Annotated in this window: 22 protein-coding genes and 1 tRNA gene; 9 read left to right on the forward strand and 14 right to left on the reverse strand. The window is 39.0% G+C overall.

Going from position 1 to position 24,004, the window contains the following annotated elements; all coding sequences use genetic code 11:
• Positions 1–180 precede the first annotated feature (180 nt).
• The 3 genes from P8O16_RS19295 to P8O16_RS19305 form a co-directional block, all read right to left on the reverse strand.
• Complete coding sequence (locus P8O16_RS19295; protein ID WP_300317664.1) at positions 181–618, reverse strand: DUF1569 domain-containing protein; 438 nt, start codon at positions 616–618, stop codon at positions 181–183.
• 82 nt (positions 619–700) lie between these two features.
• Positions 701–3,097 carry a ribonucleoside-diphosphate reductase subunit alpha gene (locus P8O16_RS19300; protein WP_300317666.1) on the reverse strand — a complete coding sequence of 799 codons (2,397 nt, stop codon included), beginning with the start codon at positions 3,095–3,097 and terminating at the stop codon, positions 701–703.
• A gap of 35 nt (positions 3,098–3,132) precedes the next feature.
• The gene (locus P8O16_RS19305) at positions 3,133–4,116 is read right to left on the reverse strand and encodes a ribonucleotide-diphosphate reductase subunit beta (protein ID WP_300317712.1); all 984 of its coding nucleotides are present in this window, start codon (positions 4,114–4,116) and stop codon (positions 3,133–3,135) included.
• Positions 4,117–4,699: 583 nt separating this feature from the next.
• Here P8O16_RS19305 and rplU point away from each other — a divergent pair.
• The 3 genes from rplU to P8O16_RS19320 all read left to right on the forward strand — a co-directional run bounded on the left by rplU (position 4,700) and on the right by P8O16_RS19320 (position 8,521).
• Entirely contained in the window at positions 4,700–5,011 is a 312-nt protein-coding gene (rplU, locus tag P8O16_RS19310; RefSeq protein WP_075349868.1) for a 50S ribosomal protein L21, read from the forward strand.
• A gap of 34 nt (positions 5,012–5,045) precedes the next feature.
• Positions 5,046–5,306, forward strand: coding sequence for a 50S ribosomal protein L27 (rpmA, locus tag P8O16_RS19315; RefSeq protein WP_075349867.1), 261 nt, complete (start codon positions 5,046–5,048; stop codon positions 5,304–5,306).
• A gap of 155 nt (positions 5,307–5,461) precedes the next feature.
• On the forward strand, positions 5,462–8,521 hold the full coding sequence (locus P8O16_RS19320) for a glycosyl hydrolase (RefSeq protein WP_300317670.1): 3,060 nt from the start codon (positions 5,462–5,464) through the stop codon (positions 8,519–8,521).
• A gap of 39 nt (positions 8,522–8,560) precedes the next feature.
• Here P8O16_RS19320 and P8O16_RS19325 read toward each other — a convergent pair whose 3' ends face one another.
• The 6 genes from P8O16_RS19325 to lipB form a co-directional block, all read right to left on the reverse strand.
• Positions 8,561–9,190: a rhomboid family intramembrane serine protease gene (locus P8O16_RS19325; RefSeq protein ID WP_300317673.1), complete on the reverse strand. Its 630-nt coding sequence runs from the start codon at positions 9,188–9,190 to the stop codon at positions 8,561–8,563.
• A gap of 3 nt (positions 9,191–9,193) precedes the next feature.
• Positions 9,194–10,192, reverse strand: coding sequence for a polyprenyl synthetase family protein (locus P8O16_RS19330; protein ID WP_300317676.1), 999 nt, complete (start codon positions 10,190–10,192; stop codon positions 9,194–9,196).
• Positions 10,155–12,356 (reverse strand): ribonuclease R, encoded by a 2,202-nt coding sequence (gene rnr / locus P8O16_RS19335; RefSeq protein ID WP_300317678.1) that lies wholly within the window; start codon positions 12,354–12,356, stop codon positions 10,155–10,157. The genes P8O16_RS19330 and rnr overlap by 38 nt, the downstream gene beginning before the upstream one ends.
• Positions 12,357–12,385: 29 nt before the next feature.
• Positions 12,386–13,153 (reverse strand): 3'-5' exonuclease, encoded by a 768-nt coding sequence (locus P8O16_RS19340; RefSeq protein WP_300317680.1) that lies wholly within the window; start codon positions 13,151–13,153, stop codon positions 12,386–12,388.
• Positions 13,154–13,160: 7 nt separating this feature from the next.
• Complete coding sequence (locus tag P8O16_RS19345; RefSeq protein WP_300317682.1) at positions 13,161–13,562, reverse strand: hypothetical protein; 402 nt, start codon at positions 13,560–13,562, stop codon at positions 13,161–13,163.
• 205 nt (positions 13,563–13,767) lie between these two features.
• Entirely contained in the window at positions 13,768–14,484 is a 717-nt protein-coding gene (gene lipB / locus P8O16_RS19350; protein ID WP_300317684.1) for a lipoyl(octanoyl) transferase LipB, read from the reverse strand.
• A gap of 79 nt (positions 14,485–14,563) precedes the next feature.
• On the opposite strand from lipB, the gene P8O16_RS19355 reads away from it, so the two are divergent.
• Positions 14,564–14,920 (forward strand): YraN family protein, encoded by a 357-nt coding sequence (locus tag P8O16_RS19355; protein ID WP_300317687.1) that lies wholly within the window; start codon positions 14,564–14,566, stop codon positions 14,918–14,920.
• Between the two features lie 26 nt (positions 14,921–14,946).
• Entirely contained in the window at positions 14,947–15,474 is a 528-nt protein-coding gene (locus tag P8O16_RS19360) for a YSC84-related protein (RefSeq protein WP_300317690.1), read from the forward strand.
• On the opposite strand, the gene P8O16_RS19365 is transcribed toward P8O16_RS19360, so the two are convergent.
• Positions 15,471–16,322 carry a hypothetical protein gene (locus tag P8O16_RS19365; protein WP_300317693.1) on the reverse strand — a complete coding sequence of 284 codons (852 nt, stop codon included), beginning with the start codon at positions 16,320–16,322 and terminating at the stop codon, positions 15,471–15,473. The two genes, P8O16_RS19360 and P8O16_RS19365, sit on opposite strands and share 4 nt — an antisense overlap.
• A 133-nt stretch (positions 16,323–16,455) precedes the next feature.
• Between P8O16_RS19365 and P8O16_RS19370 the strand changes: the two genes are divergently transcribed.
• Positions 16,456–17,658: a pyridoxal phosphate-dependent aminotransferase gene (locus P8O16_RS19370; protein ID WP_300317696.1), complete on the forward strand. Its 1,203-nt coding sequence runs from the start codon at positions 16,456–16,458 to the stop codon at positions 17,656–17,658.
• A 79-nt stretch (positions 17,659–17,737) separates the two neighbouring features.
• Entirely contained in the window at positions 17,738–18,448 is a 711-nt protein-coding gene (locus tag P8O16_RS19375; protein WP_300317699.1) for a glycosyltransferase, read from the forward strand.
• Positions 18,449–18,609: 161 nt separating this feature from the next.
• Here P8O16_RS19375 and P8O16_RS19380 read toward each other — a convergent pair whose 3' ends face one another.
• Together P8O16_RS19380 and P8O16_RS19385 are read right to left on the reverse strand one after the other, a co-directional pair.
• Complete coding sequence (locus P8O16_RS19380; RefSeq protein ID WP_300317702.1) at positions 18,610–19,446, reverse strand: FkbM family methyltransferase; 837 nt, start codon at positions 19,444–19,446, stop codon at positions 18,610–18,612.
• Between the two features lie 157 nt (positions 19,447–19,603).
• Positions 19,604–20,371: a glycosyltransferase family A protein gene (locus P8O16_RS19385; protein ID WP_300317705.1), complete on the reverse strand. Its 768-nt coding sequence runs from the start codon at positions 20,369–20,371 to the stop codon at positions 19,604–19,606.
• A gap of 312 nt (positions 20,372–20,683) precedes the next feature.
• Between P8O16_RS19385 and P8O16_RS19390 the strand changes: the two genes are divergently transcribed.
• On the forward strand, positions 20,684–21,709 hold the full coding sequence (locus P8O16_RS19390) for a DUF4421 domain-containing protein (RefSeq protein ID WP_300317707.1): 1,026 nt from the start codon (positions 20,684–20,686) through the stop codon (positions 21,707–21,709).
• A gap of 64 nt (positions 21,710–21,773) precedes the next feature.
• Positions 21,774–23,318, forward strand: coding sequence for an aldehyde dehydrogenase family protein (locus tag P8O16_RS19395; RefSeq protein WP_300317710.1), 1,545 nt, complete (start codon positions 21,774–21,776; stop codon positions 23,316–23,318).
• A 248-nt stretch (positions 23,319–23,566) separates the two neighbouring features.
• Here P8O16_RS19395 and P8O16_RS20570 read toward each other — a convergent pair whose 3' ends face one another.
• Both P8O16_RS20570 and P8O16_RS19400 read right to left on the reverse strand, forming a co-directional pair.
• Positions 23,567–23,821, reverse strand: a complete 255-nt coding sequence (locus P8O16_RS20570) for a GIY-YIG nuclease family protein (RefSeq protein WP_367182861.1) — start codon at positions 23,819–23,821, stop codon at positions 23,567–23,569.
• 41 nt (positions 23,822–23,862) lie between these two features.
• A tRNA-Val gene (locus P8O16_RS19400) sits at positions 23,863–23,937 on the reverse strand.
• Positions 23,938–24,004 lie beyond the last annotated feature (67 nt).

A 24,004-nucleotide genomic window follows, 5' to 3' on the forward strand; every position in this document is an offset into this window, starting at 1 on the left:
TTGGTTCACTCCAAAGGGCTTTTTGGTTTTACATCCTTTTCAAATACAGCTCCATAACATACAGACAATTCCTAGACGTCTCCTTAATCACAAAAGCCAACTCTATAGCTGGCTTTTGCGTGTTTAAGACTTTTATTAAACTTAAGGTGCTTATAAACTGGGGAACTTAGAATACCATAATTATTCAAACTGCCCTAAATGATGTTTAAGATGTTTGCTATGGAATACTTTCCATTCCCCATAATTCAATTTCCCAAACCTTGGATGAAAAGTTGTTTCACCAACATTGACGGTGAAATGGTTATGAAATTCAAGAATGGCAATTAGAAGCTTTTCTTTTGCGATCCCCAAAGATTCGAAACGAAGCGGCATAGGCTCTTCCGGTAGGCCGGGAGCATGTACTCCTTTAGGGAATTCCATATCAGTTTCTAAGAGTAGTTTTTTGTAATCTAGTTGTTTTGCATTCGGCTCGAATTCAGGTATACTCACCCTTCCTGAGGAAAGTTTAAAAGTGATGATTAGGTGTTCCACCATATGCTGGGGACTCATTCGTCCGAATAGCTGACGACTATTTTCATTAAGTCTTTCAAGGCTCTTTTCAATTTCTTGTTGTGTCATAACTTTTTGTTTGAGAATAAAAGATATAAAAAAAGCGCTTGAAATATTCAAACGCCTTTTTCCATTTAACGAACTCTAAATTTTAACTTCCGCACATCTCACATCCTTCCGGATCATCAAGTGAGCATGCGATAGCATCCTGTTTTTCTTTATTTGCTACTTCAGCTGGTGATGGTGCTGCTTTTGGCTGCTCAAGCTGTGATTTATCTAAGGTGAATTTGATCGCTGCAGAAGCCGCCTGAGAGCGTAGGTAATACATGCCTGTTTTCAATCCTTTTTTCCAAGCATAGAAATGCATCGAAGTTAGTTTGCCAAAGTTTGGATCCTGCATGAAGATATTCATACTCTGTGATTGACAAATGTAAGCACCTCGATCAGCAGACATATCGATGATTACTTTTTGGGAAATTTCCCAAACAGTTTTATAAATATCCTTGATATGCTGCGGAATCTCAGGAACAGATTGTACTGAGCCATTTGTTGAGATCAATTTATTCCGCATGTTATCATTCCAAAGTCCAATCTGAATCAAATCTTTCATCAGATGCTTATTTACGATAATGAATTCACCCGAAAGTGTTCTTCTCGTATAGATGTTGGAGGTATAAGGCTCAAAACACTCATTATTTCCCAAAATCTGAGAGGTAGAAGCTGTTGGCATAGGAGCTACTAGCAACGAGTTTCTCATTCCATACTTCTTCACTTTTTCTTTCAGATCTGACCAATTATATCGATTGGATTTTGGAGTTACTCCCCACATGTCAAACTGAAGTATTCCCTTGGAAGCAGGCGAGCCACCGTAAGTCTCATAAGTCCCTTGAACTTTCGCGAGCTCCATTGATGTCTCCACTGCTGCAAAGTAGATTGTTTCGAAAATATCTTCATTCAAACCTTTAGCTTCAGCAGAGTCAAATGGCATTCTTAACATGATAAATGCATCTGCTAGCCCTTGAATTCCTAGTCCAATAGGTCTATGACGGAAATTTGATCTTCTCGCTTCTTCTACAGGGTAGTAGTTTACATCAATTACCTTATTGAGGTTTCTGGTAGCTACTTTAGTGATCTCATAAAGCTTGTTATGATCAAAGAAAAGCTTTCCATCAGGACCCATTGTAACGAACTTTGGCAATGCTAAAGAAGCCAAATTACATACCGCTACCTCGTCTGGTGCAGTGTATTCAATAATCTCGGTACAAAGGTTAGACGATTTGATTGTTCCAAGGTTTTTCTGATTTGATTTCCCATTCGCTGCATCCTTGTAAAGCATGTATGGTGTACCTGTCTCAATTTGAGATTCCAAAACTTCAAACCAAAGCTCCTGAGCTTTGATTGTCTCACGAGCCTTCCCTTCTCGTTCGTATTTTTCATAAAGTCTTTCAAATTCTTCTCCGTGACAGTCTGAAAGTCCAGGAGCCTCGTTAGGACAGAAGAGTGACCAATCCTTATTTTGTTCTACTCGTTTCATGAATAGATCTGGAATCCAAAGTGCGTAGAATAAATCTCTAGCTCGCATTTCTTCTTTACCATGATTCCTCTTCAATTCTAGAAAATCTTTGATATCAGCATGCCAAGGCTCCAGGTAAATCGCAAAACTACCTTTTCGCTTTCCTCCTCCTTGATCTACATATCTAGCAGTCATGTCAAAGTTTCTCAACATAGGTACTATTCCATTAGAAACTCCGTTGGTTCCCTTTATGTAGGATCCTTTCGCTCTCACATGGTGGATAGACAAACCAATACCACCCGCAGATTGGGAGATTTTAGCACACTGCTTAAGCGTATCGTAGATACCATCAATGCTATCATCTTTCATCGTCAATAAAAAGCATGAAGAAAGTTGAGGCTTTGGCGTACCGGCATTGAATAGTGTAGGAGTGGCATGAGTAAACCACTTTTCTGATAGTAAATTGTAAGTTTCTAAAGCGGCATTGATGTCTTCTTTATGAATACCAACGGCTACTCTCATCAACATATGCTGTGGTCTCTCTACTACTTTGCCAGTTAATCTGATCAGATAACTTCTTTCAAGAGTCTTAAAGCCAAAATAATCATAATCAAAATCGCGCTTATAATCTATAGCTTCATCCAGTCTAGCAGCATTCTTTTTGATGATACCATAAACCTCAGGATCAATCAAAGCTGCATTTTCCCCAGTTACTGGATTCACATAAGTATAAAGCCTCTTCATTGTATTCGAAAAGGATTGACTTGTGGTCTTGTGAAGGTTAGAGATTGCAATTCTTGCTGCCAAGATTGCATAATCCGGATGCTTCACAGTTAGAGAGGCACAGACTTCCGCAGCTAGATTGTCGAGTTCGGTAGTAGTCACACCATCATACAATCCATCAATTACCTTTTTGGCCACCTCGATAGGTTGAATAAATTTTGGATCCAATTCATAGCAAAGGTTTTCAATTCTCGCGGTGATTTTATCGAATCGTACTGACTCTCTCCTTCCGTCTCTTTTTATTACTAGCATAGGGGTATTATTTTAGGTTAATGGGAAAAGTATAATTAGAAATCTTCTTCAATGGTAAAGCCTCGAGAACTTTCATTGCTTTCGGCTGAGCCCATGACACCGGCTTTTTGATAATCGCCAACTCTTTTTTCGAAGAAGTTTGTTTTTCCTTGTAGGGAAATCATATCCATGAAGTCAAATGGATTGGTACTATTCCAAACTTTAGGGCAATCGAGCTCCATTAATAATCTGTCGGCTACAAATTCAATGTACTGACACATCAAATCCGCGTTCATTCCAATTAATCTCACCGGAAGTGCATCGGTGACAAATTCTTTTTCAATTTCAACAGCGTCTTTGATTATTTTCATTACTGTCTCCTTTGGTAGTTGATTCTGTACATGTTGAGTATATAGGTGACATGCAAAATCGCAGTGAAGTCCTTCGTCTCGGGAGATTAATTCATTTGAAAAAGTCAAACCTGGCATTAAGCCTCTTTTCTTCAGCCAGAAGATTGAACAAAATGATCCGGAGAAAAATATTCCTTCTACTGCTGCAAAAGCAATTAATCTTTCCTGGAAATTTCCGTTGTCGATCCAACGAAGTGCCCAGTCTGCTTTCTTTTTCACGCAATCAATATGCTCGATGGCATTCAAAAGTTTATCTCTTTCTACAGCGTCCTTTATATAGGTATCAATAAGCAAGCTGTAAGTTTCAGAATGAATGTTCTCCATCGCGATCTGAAATCCATAGAAAAATTTAGCTTCGGTATATTGTACTTCAGCAACAAAATGTTCCGCCAGATTTTCATTTACGATTCCGTCACTTGCTGCAAAAAATGCAAGCACGTGAGAAACGAAATGACGTTCTCCATCATTTAAGGCTTTCCAGTCTGTTAAATCTTGCCCCAAGTCGATTTCTTCAGCAGTCCAGAAACTTGCCTCAGCCTTCTTGTAAAATTGCCAAATGTCATTGTGTTGAATAGGGAATAAAACAAATCGGTTTTTGTTCTCTTCTAAAATTGGTTCATACTTCTGCATCATACTTCTTTTTAAATTCTTAATGAGATAGGAGACTATTTGACGTTCTTACTCAGCTGGGGATAGCAAAGGCTGCCTTTTCAGAACAGCCTAAGAACAAATATGTGAACCAAAAATGATAAAAAAAACCCGTAAAGTAACAGTTTAAGGTGTTTTTTGAATATTAGTCAAAAACATATAAAATACTGTAAACCATAATAATGTGATTATTTAATTCAAGTTATTAATACAGTGTAAATGATATTTAAGGGCATGTAAAATTTTTTTAAAAAAATTGATAAAAGTTTTTTTACCAAAATTCAAGGCTAAAATTGAATAACGGTCAAAAATTAAACTTCAAATTACCTATGGTATAATACATTGGTGATCAGCGACCCAGCTATTATTTAGGTTATTCTAGAGAATATTCACGGGTAATTTTGATGATATGATTTTAGTAAATTGATTGAAATTTAAAGGCAACGAATTAGAATTTTTTAAAACTCTCTGGAAATCATTGTAAAATTTTCTAAGCCTGTTTTTTTCTTCTCTACAACTTACCTATATTTGCACTCCGAATTCGATAATAAGAATCATACAAAACATGTACGCAATCGTAAACATCGCAGGTAAGCAGTTCAAAGTAACAAAAGATCAGTTTGTGTTCGCTCCAAAGTTGGCAGCAGAAACTGGCGCTTCCGTGGAATTCGACCAGGTCTTGTTAGCTGAAGCTGACGGCACTGTGTCTGTAGGAGCTCCCCTTCTAGTTGGAGCAAAGGTATCTGGGAAAGTCCTGGATCACGTCAAAGGTGATAAAGTGATTGTCTTCAAAAAGAAGCGTAGAAAAGGCTACAAGAAGAAGAATGGTCACAGACAAGATTTCACCAAAGTATTGATCGAAAATATTTCACTCTAAGTTTTCATCACGAAAACTATAAACGTATAAAACCATGGCTCACAAAAAAGGTGTCGGTAGTTCCAGAAACGGTAGAGATTCCCAGTCTAAAAGACTTGGCGTAAAGAAATTTGGTAGCGAGCAAGTTATCGCAGGTAATATCATTGTAAGGCAAAGAGGTACCAAGCATCATGCTGGTACTAATGTAGGTGTAGGTAAAGACCATACTTTATTCGCCCTTACTGATGGCGTTGTTTCTTTCAAGAAGAAATTTGACGGAAGATCTTACGTAAGCGTTCTTCCTGTAGAGGCTTAATAATCCAATTATTTATTATTGTGAGCTCCTTCATTGATTTGAAGGAGCTTTTTTTTTGGCATTTATTTGATTTAAATGACCACTGATCATTTTTTATATTTTTGATCCAAACACTTCTATTAATTTCTATCTTCGATAACCACCAAATTAATGTTATGAAGAAATTACTCTTATGGTCACTATCGCTTTTAATAGCATGGAGCACCTATTCCCCAGAATCACAAGCCCAAAATGTCCCAGATCCTAAGATCTACGATGCTCTCGAATGGAGGCTAGTAGGGCCTTTTAGAGGAGGACGTTCAGATGGGGTGACTGGTGTCCCTGGCAGTGACAAGACTTATTATTTTGCATCAGCAGGCGGAGGAGTCTGGAAGACCTATGATGCTGGACAAACTTGGAAAGCAGTATCAGACGGCTATTTCGGGGGTTCAATCGGTGCAGTAGCTGTAGCTAAAAGCGACACTAGCGTAGTGTATGCGGGCGGCGGTGAAAAAACCGTTAGAGGGAATGTTTCCTTTGGTTATGGTATGTGGAAAAGTGCAGATGCCGGTAAAACATGGGAGCGTGCAGGATTGGATAAAAGTCGCTTTATCTCTAGATTAAGAATTCATCCCACCAATCCTAACATTGTTTATGCTGCTGTCTTAGGTGATATTTTTAAGCCAGATGATACGCGAGGTGTTTACAAGACAACTGACGGAGGAAAGACTTGGGACAAGATGTTGTTTGCTAGTGATGTGGCAGGGGCAGTTGATTTGATCATGGATTCAGAAAATCCTGAAATCTTGTATGCTACCACTTGGGATATAAAGCGAACTCCCTACAGTTTAGAAAGTGGTGGGCCTGATTCAAAGATGTATAAGACTACTGATGGCGGAAAAACTTGGGATGATTTGACTCAAAATGAAGGTTTTCCAGAAGGCTTACTTGGAATCATGGGGATTTCGGTTTCTCCGGTCAATTCCAATCGACTTTACGCCATTATAGAAAATGAAAATGGAGGTGTCTTTACCTCAAAAGATGCTGGAGAAACTTGGGAGAAAGTAAATGAGGATAGAAGTCTTAGACAGCGTGCCTGGTATTACACCCGAATCTTTGCTGATACTCAGGATGAAGAAACGGTTTATGTATTAAATGTTAGCTATCACAAATCAACCGACGGAGGAAAAACCTTCAAAGGAGCAAATGCGCCACATGGTGATCATCATGATTTGTGGATTGATCCACAAAACAACCAGCGGATGATTATTGCTGATGACGGTGGTGCTCAAGTCTCAGAAGATGGAGGGAAAAACTGGTCAACTTATATGAATCAGCCGACTTCACAATTCTATCGAGTGACTACCGATAACAGTTTTCCTTATCGAATCTATGGTGCTCAACAGGATAATTCTACAGTTAGAATTAGACATAGAAATGACGGTAGATCAATCTCTGAAGATGATTGGGAACCGACTGCAGGCGGGGAAAGTGGCTGGATAGCTCCTGATCCGAAAGATAATGATATAGTATATGGAGGTTCTTACGGAGGATATTTGACTCGAGAAAATCACAGAAATGGAACTTCTCGATCAGTGAATGTCTATCCAAACAATCCAATGGGGCATGGAGCAGAGGACATGAAGTATAGATTTCAGTGGAATTTCCCGATTTTCTTCTCACCACATGATCCAAATATGCTGTATACCACCAGCAATCAGTTTCACCGCTCTACAAATGAAGGGCAAAGCTGGGAAGTTTTTTCTCCTGACTTGACTCGAAATGATCCAAGCAAACTTGGCCCAAGCGGAGGCCCAATCACAAAGGATAATACTTCAGTAGAATATTATGCTACAATCTTCACTGCTGCCGAATCACCAATCAAAAAAGGTGTGATTTGGGCAGGTTCTGACGATGGGCTGGTTCACGTAACCCAAGATAATGGAGTTTCTTGGCAAAATGTGACTCCATCCGATATGCCTGAATGGCTACAAATAAACAGTATTGAGGCAAGCCCTTTTGATCCTGCCGAAGCATATTTCGCCGCAACAGGATATAAAACAGGTAACTATGAGCCGTACTTGTACAAGACGAAGGATTATGGGAAGACTTGGACCAAGATCACTTCAGGAATAGCTGAGGAGCATTTTACCAGAGTGGTCCGAGCGGATCCGGAAAAACGAGGAATTCTCTATGCAGGAACTGAAACGGGTATGTACTATTCCAAGGATGATGGTGCTTCTTGGCATTCGTTACAATTAAACCTTCCAATTGTTTCTATTACAGATCTAGCGATTAAAGAAAATAACTTGATCGCCGCAACTCAAGGACGAGCTTTTTGGATCATTGATGACTTGACTGTTCTTCATCAGGCGGATCCAAGTATTGGCACTAAAGCATTTCATCTATTTAAGCCTCAAGATTCATATCGCATAGATGGCGTAAAGAGGAAAAGTCTGACTGAAGGGTCAAATCGTCCGGGTGGAGTTTTGATCTATTCATACCTTAAAGAAGAACCCAAAGAGGAGCTAAAAATCGAATTCTTTGATTCGAAAAATCAGAAGCTTAGAGAATTTTCTACCAAAGGAATTGATGGAGATACCTTGAAAGTTAAGGCGGGTAGCAATGAATTTAATTGGAATCTGAGAGTCGAAGACGCAGAAGGATTTGATGGGTTGATTATGTGGGCAGCTAGTCTTCGGGGACCAAAAGTACCACCGGGAACTTACAAGGTTCGAATGACATTGGATGGTGAAGCACAAGATCAGACTTTTGAGGTTTTGGCAGACCCTAGATATGAATCTACTCAGTCTGATTTGGTGGCACAATATGAATTCTTGCTTGGTGTTCGAGACAAACTCACGGAGACTCACAAGACAATCAAGTTAATTCGAACCTACCGAGCTGAAATGGATAGCTTAGAAACGAAGCCTGCCAATCTTCAGATGGTTTTAGATGAGATGGATCAAATAGAAAAGACTCTATATCAAACTCAAAACAAGAGTGGTCAGGATCCTTTAAACTTCCCGATTCGACTGAATAATAAACTTGCCCACTTAAGTAGTGTGGTTGGAAACGGAGATTATAAGCCAACAGATCAATCGGAGGAAGTGAAAGTAGAATTAGTCACAAAGATAGATGCTGAATTGACTCGATTTAGGGAGCTTGAAAAAAACCAAATTTCCAAGATTCTAAACATCGAAGAAATGAAAACCAAACTGGACAAAAAGAAATAACTTCAAATCCCTCTCAATTAAACTTGAGAGGGATTTTTTTTAGAATGGCCTATAATTCTTGATTTGATCAAAAAAAGTGATAGCACTAGAAGGAGATATGATCAGGATAAACATAATTCCGAAAATCGCACCATATAAATGTGCATCGTGATTGATAGCATCGTCTTGGTTTTTTCCTTTGAAATAAGAATAAATCAGGAATAGCCCACCCAAGATAAATCCTGGAAGACAAATGATGCCAAAAAGGCAAATATCTGATAGAGGTAGTATAATAATGCTGGCAAAAACTGTTGCAGAAGTCCCACCAGATGCCCCAAGTGCTCTATAATAGCTGTTGTCTTGGTTCTTGAGATAGGTCGGAATACCAGAAATCACGATCCCTAAAATATAGAATAACACAAAAACCACTCCTCCTAAAATTGGTCCAAACCGATAAGCCAACACCTGCTCAACTACCCCACCAAAGAAATAGAAGGTAAACATGTTGAAGAGTAAGTGAATGTAATCCTTGTGGATAAATCCGGACGTTACAAATCGATCCCACTGCCCTTTCTTTTTTATTTGGTATGGAATAAACATCCATCGATGAAGAAACTCAGGTTTGCTGAATCCATAGATACTGATGCCTGCTGTGAGAATAATCAGTAAAACTGTAATTGATAAATTCATGAATTATTTTTCGCGATGGATAAGGTCCTGCGTAATTTGCTTCAATTCTTGGAAGTAAGACTCGTTTTTGAAATGAATCTGATCGTATTGGTCAAATCCTGCTTGGAAATAGAATTGCATTTTTGACTCGGTAAGAGATTTAATCCCTAATACATCATAAACTTCTTTTACCGCTTTCACTTTTTCTTCTTTATCAAACTCCGTTTGATTCAACCAGTAATTGAGCTTTTCTGCAGTTGGACCTTTGGCCAGCTCAAGTGCTTTAATCAGTAAAAATGTTTTTTTATTGGCGATAATATCTCCACCAACTTGCTTCCCGAATTTTGCCTGATCTGCAAAAACATCCAATAAGTCATCCTTCAATTGAAAGCCAACACCGATGTTCATACCGAAGTCGTATAGCTTCTGAGCATCGGATTTTTCAGCTCCTGCCAAGAGTGCTCCCATTTGAAGAGAAAGTCCCAGTAGTACAGCAGTTTTTAGTCTAATCATATTGATGTAGTCAGCTTCAGAAACTGTTTCATAGGCTTCAAAATTCATGTCGAATTGCTGACCTTCACATACCTCTGCGGCAGTTTTATTGAAAAGGCGAATAATGTCCTTTAGCAAATTTGGTTCTGTATCAAGCAGTAATTCATACGCTTTTACGAGCATCACATCTCCGGAAAGGATCGCAATATTTTCATTCCACTTTTCATGCACGGTAGCCTTTCCTCTTCTGAGTGGAGCATTGTCCATGATATCGTCATGCATTAAAGTAAAATTGTGAAATACTTCGATGGCAGCCGATTGACTTAGGATCGTTTCAGGATCATTTTTGTAAAGCCCATAAGCCATTAAGCTAAGGAGTGGGCGGATTCTTTTTCCACCCAGACTTAGGATATAGGTAATGGGTTCATAAAGTTCTTTGGGTTCGGCTCCAGTTCCGATATGCTCGGGAAGCTGCTGGATGAAAGTTTCAAGTTTACCTAAGAGCGCGCTTGCGTGGCTTATTTTCGTCATTAGATGCAAATTCCAAATCTATAGTTCTTCGATCAATGTCAGTATTAACTACTCTGACCATTACTTTGTCTCCCAAAGTGATCATTTTTTTATTTTTCGACCCAATAAGTCGCATGTTTTTCTGATCAAATTCGTAGTAGTCATCAGTGATGTCCTGCACTCGAATCATTCCCTCACACTTGGTTTCGGTTATTTCCACAAAAACTCCCCATTCCGTTACTCCACTGACAATCCCGTCATAATCCTTGACTTCTGCCAAAGACATAAACTCCACTTGCTTGTATTTGATTGAAGCTCGCTCGGCATCAGCCGCTCTTTTTTCACGCTCAGAGGAGTGTACACATTTTTGTTCCCATGGTTCTGCATCAGGAGATTTCCCTCCCTCTAGATAGTGTTCCAGTAGACGATGGGCCATCATGTCCGGATACCTTCGGATTGGTGAGGTGAAATGGGAGTAATGTGCGAAAGCTAGTCCAAAGTGTCCTTTGGGCTCAGTAGTGTATTTCGCTTTTGCCATACTTCGTATTGCCAATTGCTCCAAGACGTTTTGCTCAGGCTTCCCTTGAATTTCTTCCATCAATTTATTCAAGGCAGCAGAGATTTTTCCCTCAGCTCCAATATCTACCTGATGGCCAAATCGCTTGGCAAAACCTGAGAAAGTTTCTAAACGCTCCATATCCGGGGAATCGTGTGTTCGATACACAAAGGTGTCTTTTCCTTTTCCCTTGTTGAAAACAAACTCCGCTACATATTTATTAGCCAAAAGCATAAACTCTTCGATGAGTTTATGTATGTCCTTTCGCTCCTTGATGAATAGCCCCAATGGTTTGCCATCTTCATCGAGTTTGAATTTGACTTCTACAGTTTCAAAGTTTACCGCCCCATGATTGAATCGTTTTTGACGAACTTTCTTAGCTAGGGTATTTAGTAAGGTGAGCTCTTCGAAGAAATCACCTGATTGAGTGTCGATGTTTTCTTGCGCCTCTTCGTAGGCAAATCTTCGGTCAGAATGTATGATGGTTCTCCCGATCCAATGTTTTTTCACATTTGCTTCTCGATCCAATTCAAACACACAAGCAAAAGTCAATTTATCCTCATTTGGTCGAAGGGAGCATAGTCCATTACTCAATCGCTCTGGAAGCATAGGAATGGTTCGATCTACCAAATAAACAGAGGTGGCTCTTTCGTAAGCCTCCTTTTCCAAAGCTGTATTTGGCTTGACATAATGAGTCACATCGGCTATATGGACACCAACTTCAAGATTTCCATTTTCAAGCTCACGATAGGAAATTGCGTCATCAAAATCCTTGGCATCGGCTGGGTCAATGGTAAAGGTAGCCACACCCCGAAAGTCTTTTCGGGCTTTAATATCTTTGGCAGTGATCTTATCCGAGATGGCGTTTGCTTCTTTTTCTGGAGCTTCCGGATATTCAAAAGGAAGTCCAAACTCTGCCATAATGGAATGAATCTCCACTTCATGCAGTCCGGCTTTACCTAAAACCCGAATAACTTCGCCAGTCGGGTTTTTATCACCATCTCTCCATTCGGTGAGTTTTACAATTACTTTCTCATTATGCTCGGCGCCTTTTAGGTCTCCCCGATGAACAAAGATGTCTTTGTGCATCTTTTTGAAATCAGGAACTACAAATGCAAATCGAGGTGAAATCTCAACTCTTCCTACAAATTCATCACGATTACGTTTGATAACTTCCAATACTTTCCCCTCGGTTCTTCCTGTTTTTCCTTTCACAGGATAAACCATCACACGTACTTTATCTCCATCAAGGGCTTGCTTTAGATCAGCTTCTTTGACTAATATGTCTCCAAGGGAATTTGGATCTTCCTCGCGGACGATAAAGGCAAACCTCGGATTCACATAATCCACCGTACCTAATATAAAATCTGGATCTTGATTGGAAGAGTAATAATTTCTTGCTGTTTTTGAAACTGATCCTGCTTCAACCAACCGACTCAAAATGGGCTCTACTCCATCTTTAGAGATAGCATCTCTTATTTCCAGCCGTTTGATGATTTGTTTTGAATTGAATTCTGAACCGTAGTTTGAATCTAAAAATTGAAGAATTCTTCTGGATAAACTTCCTGAATCGGGTTTATTACCTCCGAATTTATTGTTTCTTGTTTTTTTATTTGATTTTCTTCCCATGTTTAGGGTTTTTGTTTTAATGTAAAAATTTAATCTGATTGAGGCGCATCCTTCTTGTGATCTTTTGATGAATCTTTGAGTTGGAGCACTTCAATATGGTAATCCTCTTCTTGTGGATTCATTGCCAAATAAATTCTGGCAGTGACTTCTACATCTTTGAGGCAGTACTTTTTGATTTTCTCAATATCTTTTTCCAGGTGAAAAGTGCCATTTACATGGCTTCCATCAAGATCGTCTTTTGAACTGGGAACACCGAATACAGCTGCTAAAAGTTCGAGTCGGGTGTAGTGTTTGTAATCCCCAAACTTCCAAAGCTCCATCGTGTCCAAATGACGTAGTTCCCATGGCTTTTTGCCGGCTATTTGCAAAGGCTCGGGGAGAGGGATTCCTTGAATGAGCATTCTGCGGCATAAATAAGGGAAATCAAATTCCTTCCCATTGTGTGCGCACATCACCCATTTTTTCTTGTCTAATAAAGCTTTGAATTCTAAAAGAAGTTCCCGCTCCTGTGGGTGTGCTATACATTTGGATCTAAGTATTACTTTTTTTTCTTTTTTCTTCTGTTGAAAATAACCAACTCCGATACAAACTACCTGACCGAACTCGGCATGAATTCCAGCCCGTTCAAAATAAAGGTCTCCCGGATTGCGATCGGGTTTCTCTGGTTGAATCAATCGCTCTTTTTTTAACCATTCACCTTGCAGTCGCTCGGGTAGTTCCTCAAATTTTTCTGTTAAAGAGGCGGTCTCTATGTCTAGAAAAAGAATATCGCCAAGTTGATCTAAAAAAGTTGCCATAATTAAGTTAAGAATGTAAAACGCCTTCCAGCCCAATCTCTGGAATCAACTGAATGAAACCAGGATCGAAGCTGCCTGAAGTAAAGATAAACTTTTTGTCAAAAATCTGATCTAGGATGTAATAACTAACCCAGAATTCATTTGTCAGAGCAAATAGGGCAGGATCGATAGGCTCTACTTTTGCTACGGCCTGAGGGCCAAGTTCATCAATCATGTGCCTAAGAGTTGATGTTTTTTTGGACTCTCCTTGTAGCTCTCCATAACCTTTGGAAGTAATCATTACAGTTTTTAATTCAATCAGATTTAGATTTATGAGGTAGACAGCCCACTCAGGACCATTTGAGGTTTCTTCTTTAGCAATTGCGATTTTTACACCGGTGACTTTTTGAAAATCGATGTCTTTTTTCATTTGTTTATAATTTTTCCTTAAGGCCACATGGAATCTCGCATTTAGGATAATCATCCCTCTGTGTGTCGAATACGACATGCTCGATTTCATCTGTTTATAATGTGATTTTAATTTGTCATAGCCTGTGCGGCAGGCTTAAGTTGGGATGAATATTCTCGAATCTCTGAAAATCAATCCTACCCCGATAGGCTCGATTATGTGATTTTCAAATGATTTCCATCTCAAAAAGTGCTTTGAGATGCTTTTTTACTTTAGTTTTTACTTCCTCCATTGGTATTTTTTGTCCGAGTTCTGCTTCTAGAGAAGTGACTGCCTTATCGTCTATTCCACATGGAATGATATGCCCAAAATAGCTCAGATCAGAATTTACATTGAATGCAAATCCGTGCATGGTTACCCATCGGCTAGATTTCACCCCCATAGCACAGATTTTTCTAGGGTTTATTTGCGCTATATGATCCAGCCATACCCCTGTAAGACCATCGATTCTACCTGCCGTAATACCATATTCGCCCAAAGTCAAAATTATTGATTCCTCCAAAAGGCGAAGGTATTTGTGAATGTCCGTGAAGAAATTATCCAAGTCTAAAATAGGATATCCGACCAATTGACCTGGACCATGATAGGTAATATCGCCGCCTCGATTGATTTTGTAAAACTGGGCTTGATGCTTCTTCAAACCCTCTTCATCAAGCAGTAAGTTTTCAGGTTTTCCACTTTTTCCCAATGTATAGACATGTGGATGCTCGACGAAAAGCAGGTAATTGGGAGTAGACTCCTGTTCTGAAAGCCCATTTTTTCGATTTTGGATTTTCAAGGCTACAGTTTCCGCAAAAAGTTCTTCCTGATAATCCCAAGCCTTTTGATAATCCATCAAGCCAAGATCTCGGAATTCTGTCTTTTTATTAATAATTTCATTCATCTGCTTTCTTCGGTTGATTTTTCTCCAATCCTACGGAGTCAGCAACGTTTTATTTTTCAAAATTAAACATTTATCCTAGATGGCTGAACATAACGAAAGCGGCAAAAATGCGGAGGAGCAAGCCGCTGAATGGCTCAAAGGTAAAGGCTATGAACATCTGGAGTCTAATTTCAGACATGGACATGCTGAGATTGATTTAATCATGAAGCACAAGGGGCTATTAATTTTCATAGAAGTCAAGTATCGTTCAGGAACTGGTTTTGGCTATGCCGAAGAATTTGTAGATGCGACAAAACGTAAATTGATCATTAAAGCGGCAGACCAATACATTCACCAAATTGATTGGCATAAGGATATTCGTTTTGACATTGTGGGCGTTTATAAAGACAGAAACGGTAACCTAAACTTCAAATCCTTTGAGGATGCCTTTTATTAAATTCAAAACTATTAGATTTTCAAACCATGAAAAAAATTGTATTCACACTCCTGTTCTTATTTTCGGTTACACTCATTTTTGCACAAAGTGATAAAAAGGATGATCAAATTATTGAAGATAGTCAAGATGCAAAGGCTGCCTTCTTAAAAGATGATCCCGATATGCAAGATTTTTTTGATTCCTCCTACGGTTACATTATTCTCCCCAATGTTGGTAAAGGTGGATTAGGAATAGGAGGTGCTGCAGGGAATGGAGTAGCTTTTGAAGGTGGGAAAATGATAGGTTTTGCAAAGATGACTCAAATCACTATTGGATTCCAGGCAGGAGGGCAGGCTTATAGTGAAGTGGTGTTTTTCGAGGACAAAGATGCCTTTGATCGATTTAAAGAAAACAAAGTAGAAATGTCTGCTCAAGTTTCTGCGGTTGCCGCTGCTTCCGGAGCATCTCTAAATGCTAAATATGTAGATGGAGTAGCTGTTTTCACACGAACCAAAGGAGGTCTAATGTATGAAGCCTCAGTAGGAGGGCAGCAGTTCAAATTCAGGGAAAATTAATTCTCCTTTCTGTAGACAAGATTTCCGTCCTTATCCCACTCAGCACGGATATAGGGGCGGAAATTTTTCGTGTACGCATCCTCCTGATATTGGATTTCACGCTTACGAATTGCCTTGGTGTTGTTATTGTCCCAATATTCAGTCCAAAGGCCTACTTTTTCGCCAAATTCATATTCCCCTGTCACAGCTACTTGAGCATCTTCATAGAAAAAGAAATAGTTCCCTTCCTCCAAGCCATATTGAATTGGGATGATTTCCTCGATTACATTTGAAGACCGGTTATGATAGGTAATTCTGGATTCTCTTGGCCAACCTTCCGAAAAGTGATTTTTATCTTGAAGCACATTCTTTGAGTCGAAAAGCATCCAAGTCTTATGTTTTGTGCCGTAGAAATACATTCCCTTCTCGACGATCTCTTCATTGATCACTCGTTCATATGGGCCATGGAGTAAATAGCCCTTTCCAACTTCATAGCCCTCTTTTTTAATGGATCGCTCAGAGGGATCGAACCAATAAATATCCCGTATGTACGGATCGGGCTGCCTAGTAGCGTCTGTATAGTTGAAAAATTCAAAGATTTGCGTGTCACGAAGTTCTCTCCGGGTGTATCCCTTTTTGGTTTTTAGACCAAACCAAATATTTTTCTTAGCCTTTTTCTTTTTCGCTTTTTTTTCCTCTTTCTCCGCAGAGTCATCAAATAGCAGCAAAGGCATCGAAGTAGGAAGCAAGCTGGTATTGACTACACCAGAGGAATCAGGGTCAACTTTTTGTTTGGAACCTTCATCTTGTGCCAAAGTCAATTGACTTGTCAGTACAAAAAAAAGCAACAGAATATAAAATCTATTCATTGATGATAAAAACGCAATTTACTTCGGAGTATTTTATTCAAAAATAACATTTCGACATCAAAAGAGCCAGATTGTTTAGATTTTATAATCTTCTCTCTATTTTCGAGAAATTTGTAAAAAAACCTCTCAAAAAATGAATTCTATTTTATCGGATCGGATAATCAATATGGAAGAGTCAGCAACTCTTGCAATGGCTAAGAAAGCAAGAGAACTGAAATCCCAAGGAATTGACATCATCAGCTTAAGTCTTGGCGAGCCTGACTTCAAAACTCCCAAACATATTCAGGAAGCCGCTAAAGCTGCAATTGATGAAGGGAAATACTTTTCTTATCCTCCGGTAGCTGGTTACCAAGATTTGCGTGAGGCTATTGCCAAAAAGCTCCGTGAAGAAAATCAAATCGCTGATGCAAAAGCAGAAAATATCGTAGTCTCCACTGGAGCAAAGCATTCCATCGCCAACGTGTTCATGTGTATGATCAATGAAGGTGACGAAGTGATTATCTTTTCGCCTTACTGGGTGAGTTATGCAGAGATCATTAAACTGGCCGGTGGCGTTCCGGTATTGATTGAGGGCACTTTAGAAAACAATTTCAAGGCTACTGCAGCTCAACTTGAGGCTGCTATCACTCCGCGTACCAAAGCTGTTATTTATTCGTCTCCTTGTAATCCTACCGGTTCAGTATTTAGCAAAGAAGAATTGGAAGCCATTGCTGCTGTGATTCTAAAGCATGATAACATCATGGTGATAGCAGATGAGATCTATGAGTTGATCAATTTTGTGGGTAAAAATTATAGTATCGGATCCTTCCCAGGTATGTTTGATCGTACGATTACTGTTAATGGCTTCTCGAAAGGTTATGCAATGACTGGTTGGAGAGTGGGATACATTTGCGCTCCTCTTTTTATTGCTAAAGCAGTAGAAAAGATGCAAGGTCAATTTACCTCTGGGGGTACAGGGATTGCACAGCGGGCTGCACTTGCAGGGATCTCCGGCGACCAGACTCCTTCCAAAGAAATGGCAGAGGCGTATTTCAGAAGAAGAGCTTTGGTGTTGGATTTACTTCAGGACATCCCTGGTATTAAGACTCATGTTCCAGAAGGAGCATTCTATTTCTTCCCTGATGTGACGGCTTTCTTTGGTAAATCTGCTCATGGCCATACTATAAAAGATGCCGATGATCTATGTTTGTATTTGCTTGATATCGCAAATGTTTCGTTGGTGACTGGGGCTGCTTTTGGCGCGCCTGAGTGTGTACGATTGTCTTATGCTGCTTCTGATGAGGAATTGGTAGAGGCGCTAAAACGAATCAAAAAAGCACTGGGAGATTTAGCTTAATTGAAATTCAACCCCGACGATAGTCGGGGTTATTTTTTGCCTTGAGGGGAAAGGCCTATTTTTGAAAAAAAATATCCTCATGGCCGAAGTACTTGTAATCACTCCAGTAAAAAACTCGATAGAAACCACTCTGGATACAGCTCGGGCGATAGCGGGATCATCGGTTTCACATCGACATATTATTTTTAATGATTTCAGCACAGAAGAAACAAAAGTCCAACTTGAGGCAAATAAAAATGAAATAGGGTATGAGTTGATTCATTTGGAAGATTTGACGGACACTCCCTCACCCAATTATAAATTGGTATTGCAGACTGCTCAAAAAATAGCTTTGGAATCTGATGTCCCACTTTTAGTCATTGAATCGGATGTAGTAGTCAAGCCTGAAACGCTTTCAGAATTATTGAATTTTTGTAAGAAAAATAAACGGGTTGGTTTGGTGGGATCTGTAACGGTGGACGAAGCTGGAGTTGTGAATTTCCCCTATCTAAAATTTAAGGGGGTAAAAGATTCGATTGTGAAAACGAATCGAAGCCTGAGTTTTTGTTGCACCTTATTTTCTGTGGAGTTTTTGAAAAAATTTGATTTCAAGGAACTTGACGAAGTAAAAGATTGGTATGATACCTTTATTTCAAAAAAAGCAATTGAATTAGATTTTGAAAACTATGTTTTGATGAATTCCCCGGTTTGGCACAGACCTCATGCAAGTCGGCCTTGGAAGCAATTGAAGTATACCAATCCTCTGAAATATTACTTTCTGAAGTTTTGGAAAGGGTTGGATAAAATTTGATCCAAAAATTAGACTTTATTTATTTCCGCTTTTATACCAGTAAATGGATTAACCCTTTAGAGAATTAGGTTAAGACCTGATTTTGGTAGCATCGGTCACCTGACATCGGACAACCGTCTAGTAAAGCAAATAATGCTAATGGCATCATTCAGATAATAATATTAGATTTTATTCTCTTTAAAAAACTCACTGAACTGACCTGTTGGATTTTTTAAAGCCAGTGTATCTCTTCCAAATTTTGCAAGTGAGTAATCATTCCCTTTTAAAAATTCATAGCAGGATTTTAAATCTGCAGAGTTTAAATTCTCATTCTCAAAAATGATGGCTTGTGGGTTTGTTTTCTCGATGTCAAAAATCCGAATTACTTCCAAATCATATCCCTCTGCATCAATCTGAAGTAGGTCTATTTTAGAGATATTGTATTTCTTGATCAATGTTTCAGGGGAAATCACTTCTACATCTTCATACGAAATTTGCTCGTCAGGAGAATCGGGAATTGTGATACCCAGTTTTTGACAATTCTTTTCTACCACGCCATTTTTAAAAGCCAACTGGATTTTATCCAAAGAAAAAGATGCCAGGCCAGTAGCCCATCTCATATCGCAAAACCCAATTTTATAGAGTTTCTGGGACCCATCTTCATTTCCAATTGCTGCACAAACCGGGTGTATTCCTTTGTTTTTATGATAAATCTTTGAAAGCTCGTTCTTAAAAACATCGGGTTGCGGCTCTAGAAGTACACCTTTCCAGCCATCTCTTTTGATAAATTTGTGGATAGGGTCATTAGTAATGCCATCATTTGCGCCGATTTGAATAACGAAAAAATCCCCAGCTTTTGAAATAGAATATTGGGAGATAAAATCGGCCAGACTTCCTTTTTTTGGACTGTAAAGATTTTTATAATAAAACTGAAACAGCGGACTATCTGAGGCACTTAAATTAAAGCGAAACTCCTTCCAGAAAGATTTAAAGGTAGATTTTAAGGAGCGGCTTGACATTTTCTTGTTTGGTTTTGGACTTCGGTTTAAAAAGTAGAAAGAAAGATTCATTCACCGCAAAAATAACTATTTATTCAAATTTTGAATTTCCCATTTTTTTTTAAGCCAAAAATCAATTTTGAAGTAGTCACTAGGTCCTTAAAGGGTAAATATAGGATTACAGTTTCCCTATGAGTTTTAATAGGGAATTGTAGGATTTGGACCAGGTTCGTTGAAATCTTAAAGGGCCATTTAATTCTCGCTCGAAGAAATCCTGATGTTTAGAATTTAGGTAGTCTATTCTAGCTCTTTTTTTCTCATTTGTACCAGTTTTCTTTCTTTTACTGAAAGCAGTAAGTCTATAGAAAAAGCCAATAAATGGAAGTTGAATTACTTCACCACCATTTTTCAGCATTTTAATCCAAAACTCCCAATCCTCACGGCCATAGTGCATATCCTCAGAAAATCCCCCGCAAGCCTCCCAATCTGATTTCCTAAATAGCGCTGATACAAAAATCATATTATCTCTTGCCAACAGATTCCGACTAAATGGCTTTAAATTCCAAGGCTTTTTTGTTTTTTCATTGAATTTTAGAGCCTTGCAGTAAACCACTTTTACCTCAGGCTTATTGGTGAGAATCTTTGCAGCTTCCTCCAGATAATTGTCTGAAATCAGGTCATCCCCATCCAGACATAAGATAAAAATCCCCTTAGCTGCTTCAATTCCGTGATTGCGTGCCACAGCTACACCCTGATTTTGTTGATTAAGTACTTTAATCTCTTGATGTTGATTTGCCAATTGCTCCGCCAATTCTTTGCTTCCATCCGTGGACCCATCATTTACAATGATGATTTCTATTGGTCGATAAGTCGATTTCAATGCGGATATAACTGTTTCCTCAAGGTATTTTTCTTGATTATAACAGGGGATAACAATAGAGATCATTAAGCTGGACTTTTTAGAAATAGATTTTTGATGAATTATTCAAATATTCTAAAAATAGGATTCTTAGCAATCGGATTATTCTTTTTTTGAAAAAAAACAGCTAAATCATTTGTAATGATTGAGATAAGTCCTAAATTAAATCCGGTGATTAAACAACTTTTATAGCATATCTCATTTTTTTGATAGTACATAATGAATCACTTTTCGAACTCTAACTGTTTTAAAAAAAATCCGGATCACGATCCGGATTTTTTTTTGTTGTCGATTATCCTCAAATTTTCGTCCAAATTGGACAGCTATAAAAACCCGTGGATGAATTTTAGTAAAATCCCCCTTCTTTTTATTTTTCTCATATCAATTGTAAGTGTTCAAGGACAAACTTCAAAGCCAACTTTTGATACGGCCTTTGTCGAATCACACCCTGAACAAATAAACGTCAGGCTCTACCTTTCTAGAAAGTTTACCAATTTTGTTTTGAGGGTGCCGGATGAGAATCGTAAATATGTCTATCAGCCTAATTCAGGTTTGAACCTTGGGGTAGGTATTACTTATCAAAATTTCACATTGAATCTTGCCGCTCCTGTAGGATTTTTAAATCCTAATCGATACGATGACTGGCCTAGATTTTTAGATCTTCAATCGCATGTTTATCCTAGAAGGATGATAATTGATTTCTTCGGACAGTTTTACCGTGGATACTCAATTCGGAATAATTTTCTTAAAAATTCTACAGAGGATTATTTGAGAGAGGATATGAGGTTGAATTCGGTGGGGGTTAATTTTCATTATTTGTTTCGAGGTGAACGAATTTCATTAGCGGCAGCATTTAATCAGTCTGCCATACAAAAGAAATCGGCCTTTTCTCCATTCCTTGGTTTTGAAGTTTATGGAGGTTCAATGAAAGGTGATTCCTTATTACTTCCTTCGACTGAAAACCTTGATATTTTAAACTTTAATCGGTCCAGTTATTTTCAATTTGGCCCTAATACGGGGGCTGCTGCTACTTTGGTTTTTGGAAAGGGCTTCTTTATTACAGCTGTGGGTTCAATAAATTTAAGTGTAGGCTATGCGGAATGGGAAAATCGAATCGAATATCGAAAATGGGGAGCTCTACCCACCTATTCTATGAGGGCATTCTTAGGGTATAACAACGAGCGATTTTCCATCAATGCAAATGCTGTCTACAAAAATTTAAACCTCATCAAAGTAGAGTCTTTTGATCAGGCCGTAAATACAGGTAATATTAGATTTAATATTATTTATAAGTTGGCAGCAGGTCCTAGATTTGAAAAAAACTTTCGCAAAGTCAATCCGATGCGACTTTTAAAAAAGGATTAGGGTTTTGGCAAAGTCCTTTCCCTGTAATTTTTTAGCTTTGGGGTAAGAAAAAAGGAATATTACTATGAAAGATCAATTTGGTATCAAAGAATCACTCAATAATTTGGGCTTGAAGGGTGAAAATCTGGGAAGCTCAACAGGTCTAAAGTGGATAGATTCCAAGACAGAATACCTTGCTTCAATGTCACCTGCCGATGGAGCGGTGATTGGCAAGGTTCAGGTTGCTGATGAAAAAACCTATGAGACGATCATTACTCAAGCTCAGAAAGCATTTGAGACTTGGCGGAATGTTCCAGCTCCACAACGAGGTGAAATTGTCCGAGAGATCGGAAATGCACTTCGCGAAAAAAAGGCTGACCTAGGTAAATTGGTTTCCTATGAAATGGGGAAATCTTATCAAGAAGGTTTGGGAGAGGTCCAGGAAATGATTGATATCTGTGATTTTGCTGTGGGACTTTCTAGACAACTATATGGACTGACGATGCATTCGGAGCGTCCCGGACATCGAATGTATGAGCAATGGTATCCGCTTGGAATAGTTGGGATCATTTCAGCCTTCAATTTTCCTGTGGCAGTTTGGTCTTGGAATGCAGCTTTGGCTTGGGTCTGTGGCGATGTCTGCGTTTGGAAGCCATCCGAAAAAGCGCCTCTTTCGGGAGTTGCTTGTCAGTTGATTGCTGCCGAAGTTTTTGCAAAGCATAATATGCCAGAAGGAATTTCCTGCTTAATCAATGGAGATTATAAAGTGGGAGAGTTGCTTTCGCATGATAAACGCGTTCCCTTAATTTCTGCGACTGGTTCCACTCGTATGGGTAAATTGGTAGGTAAGGCAGTTGGTGAGCGATTGGGTAGATCATTATTGGAATTAGGCGGGAATAATGCAATTATCATCACCGAAAATGCGGATATGGAAATTGCAATCAGAGGATCACTTTTTGGAGCTGTTGGTACTGCAGGACAGCGATGTACTAGTACAAGAAGGTTGATCATTCATTCTTCCGTTTACGAAACTGTAAAATCAAGATTAGCCGCAGCCTATTCTAAATTGGTGATCGGAAATCCGCTGGATGAAAAAAATCATGTAGGTCCTGTGATTGACCAGGCGGCAGTGGATATGTATCTAGCTGCGATAGAAAAAGCAAAAGAGGAAGGTGGTAAAGCAGTGGTTGAAGGTGGAGTTTTAACTGGTGAAGGCTACGAATCTGGATGTTATGTGAAGCCAGCTATCTTTGAAGCGGAAAATCACTTTGAAATCGTACAGCACGAGACTTTCGCTCCGATACTTTATTTGATTAAATATGACACGATAGCCGAGGCAATTGCTCTTCAAAACGGAGTTCCGCAGGGGCTTTCTTCTGCGATTATGACTTTGAATATGCGAGAGGCAGAGGCCTTCCTTGCAGTTTCAGGATCAGATTGTGGGATTGCCAATGTGAACATCGGTACTTCAGGAGCCGAAATAGGCGGAGCTTTCGGAGGAGAAAAGGAAACTGGTGGCGGAAGAGAATCAGGTTCTGATGCTTGGAAGGCCTATATGCGTCGCCAGACCAATACGATAAATTATTCTACAGCACTCCCTTTGGCGCAAGGGATTAAGTTTGATATTTAATAAAAGAAGATTAAAATATTTAAAGCTACTGTGATTGATTTACAGTAGCTTTTTTTATTTAATTTTCTTCAAGTTCTAAATTTTGTTTAAACCGGGAAGCTTAATTTTTTATGGAATCAGGCAAAAAAAATCCCGAAATTTTCGGGATTGAATGTGGGAGTTGAGTCCCGAAAGCTTTCGGGAGAACCACCGACCCTTCCTATTGCATCGGAATGCTAAGAATCAGCTGATCTAAACTTCTTATAATGTTATTTCGAACTGTTGACTAGTTCGGCGATCATTTTTTTGCTTTTCCATGCTTTGACAGATCTTTCTCTAGCATATGCAGAAGTTTTGTCTGGATAATCTTCATGATATACTACTGCCCAATCTTTGGTTTTTGTAGTGAAGCCTGAGTGATCAGAAAGATGTTTTCTTAATCTCTCTGCTAATGTTTCGCAGGTGTGTCCCGGATAGAACTTGTCTAATTGGATGGAGTGCAATATGTAAAAGTGACAACCCATTAGACATAAAAAAAGCCTTAGAATAATTTCTAAGGCGTATGTGGGAGTTGAGGGATTCGAACCCCCGACCCTCTGCTTGTAAGGCAGATGCTCTGAACCAGCTGAGCTAAACTCCCAAGAAAATTGGTAGTTAAAACTTAATTTAACGAGTAAGATGTGGGAGTTGAGGGATTCGAACCCCCG

Origin of the sequence: Algoriphagus sp. (assembly GCF_029254265.1) — a bacterium.
Taxonomy (GTDB): Bacteria; Bacteroidota; Bacteroidia; order Cytophagales; family Cyclobacteriaceae; genus Algoriphagus.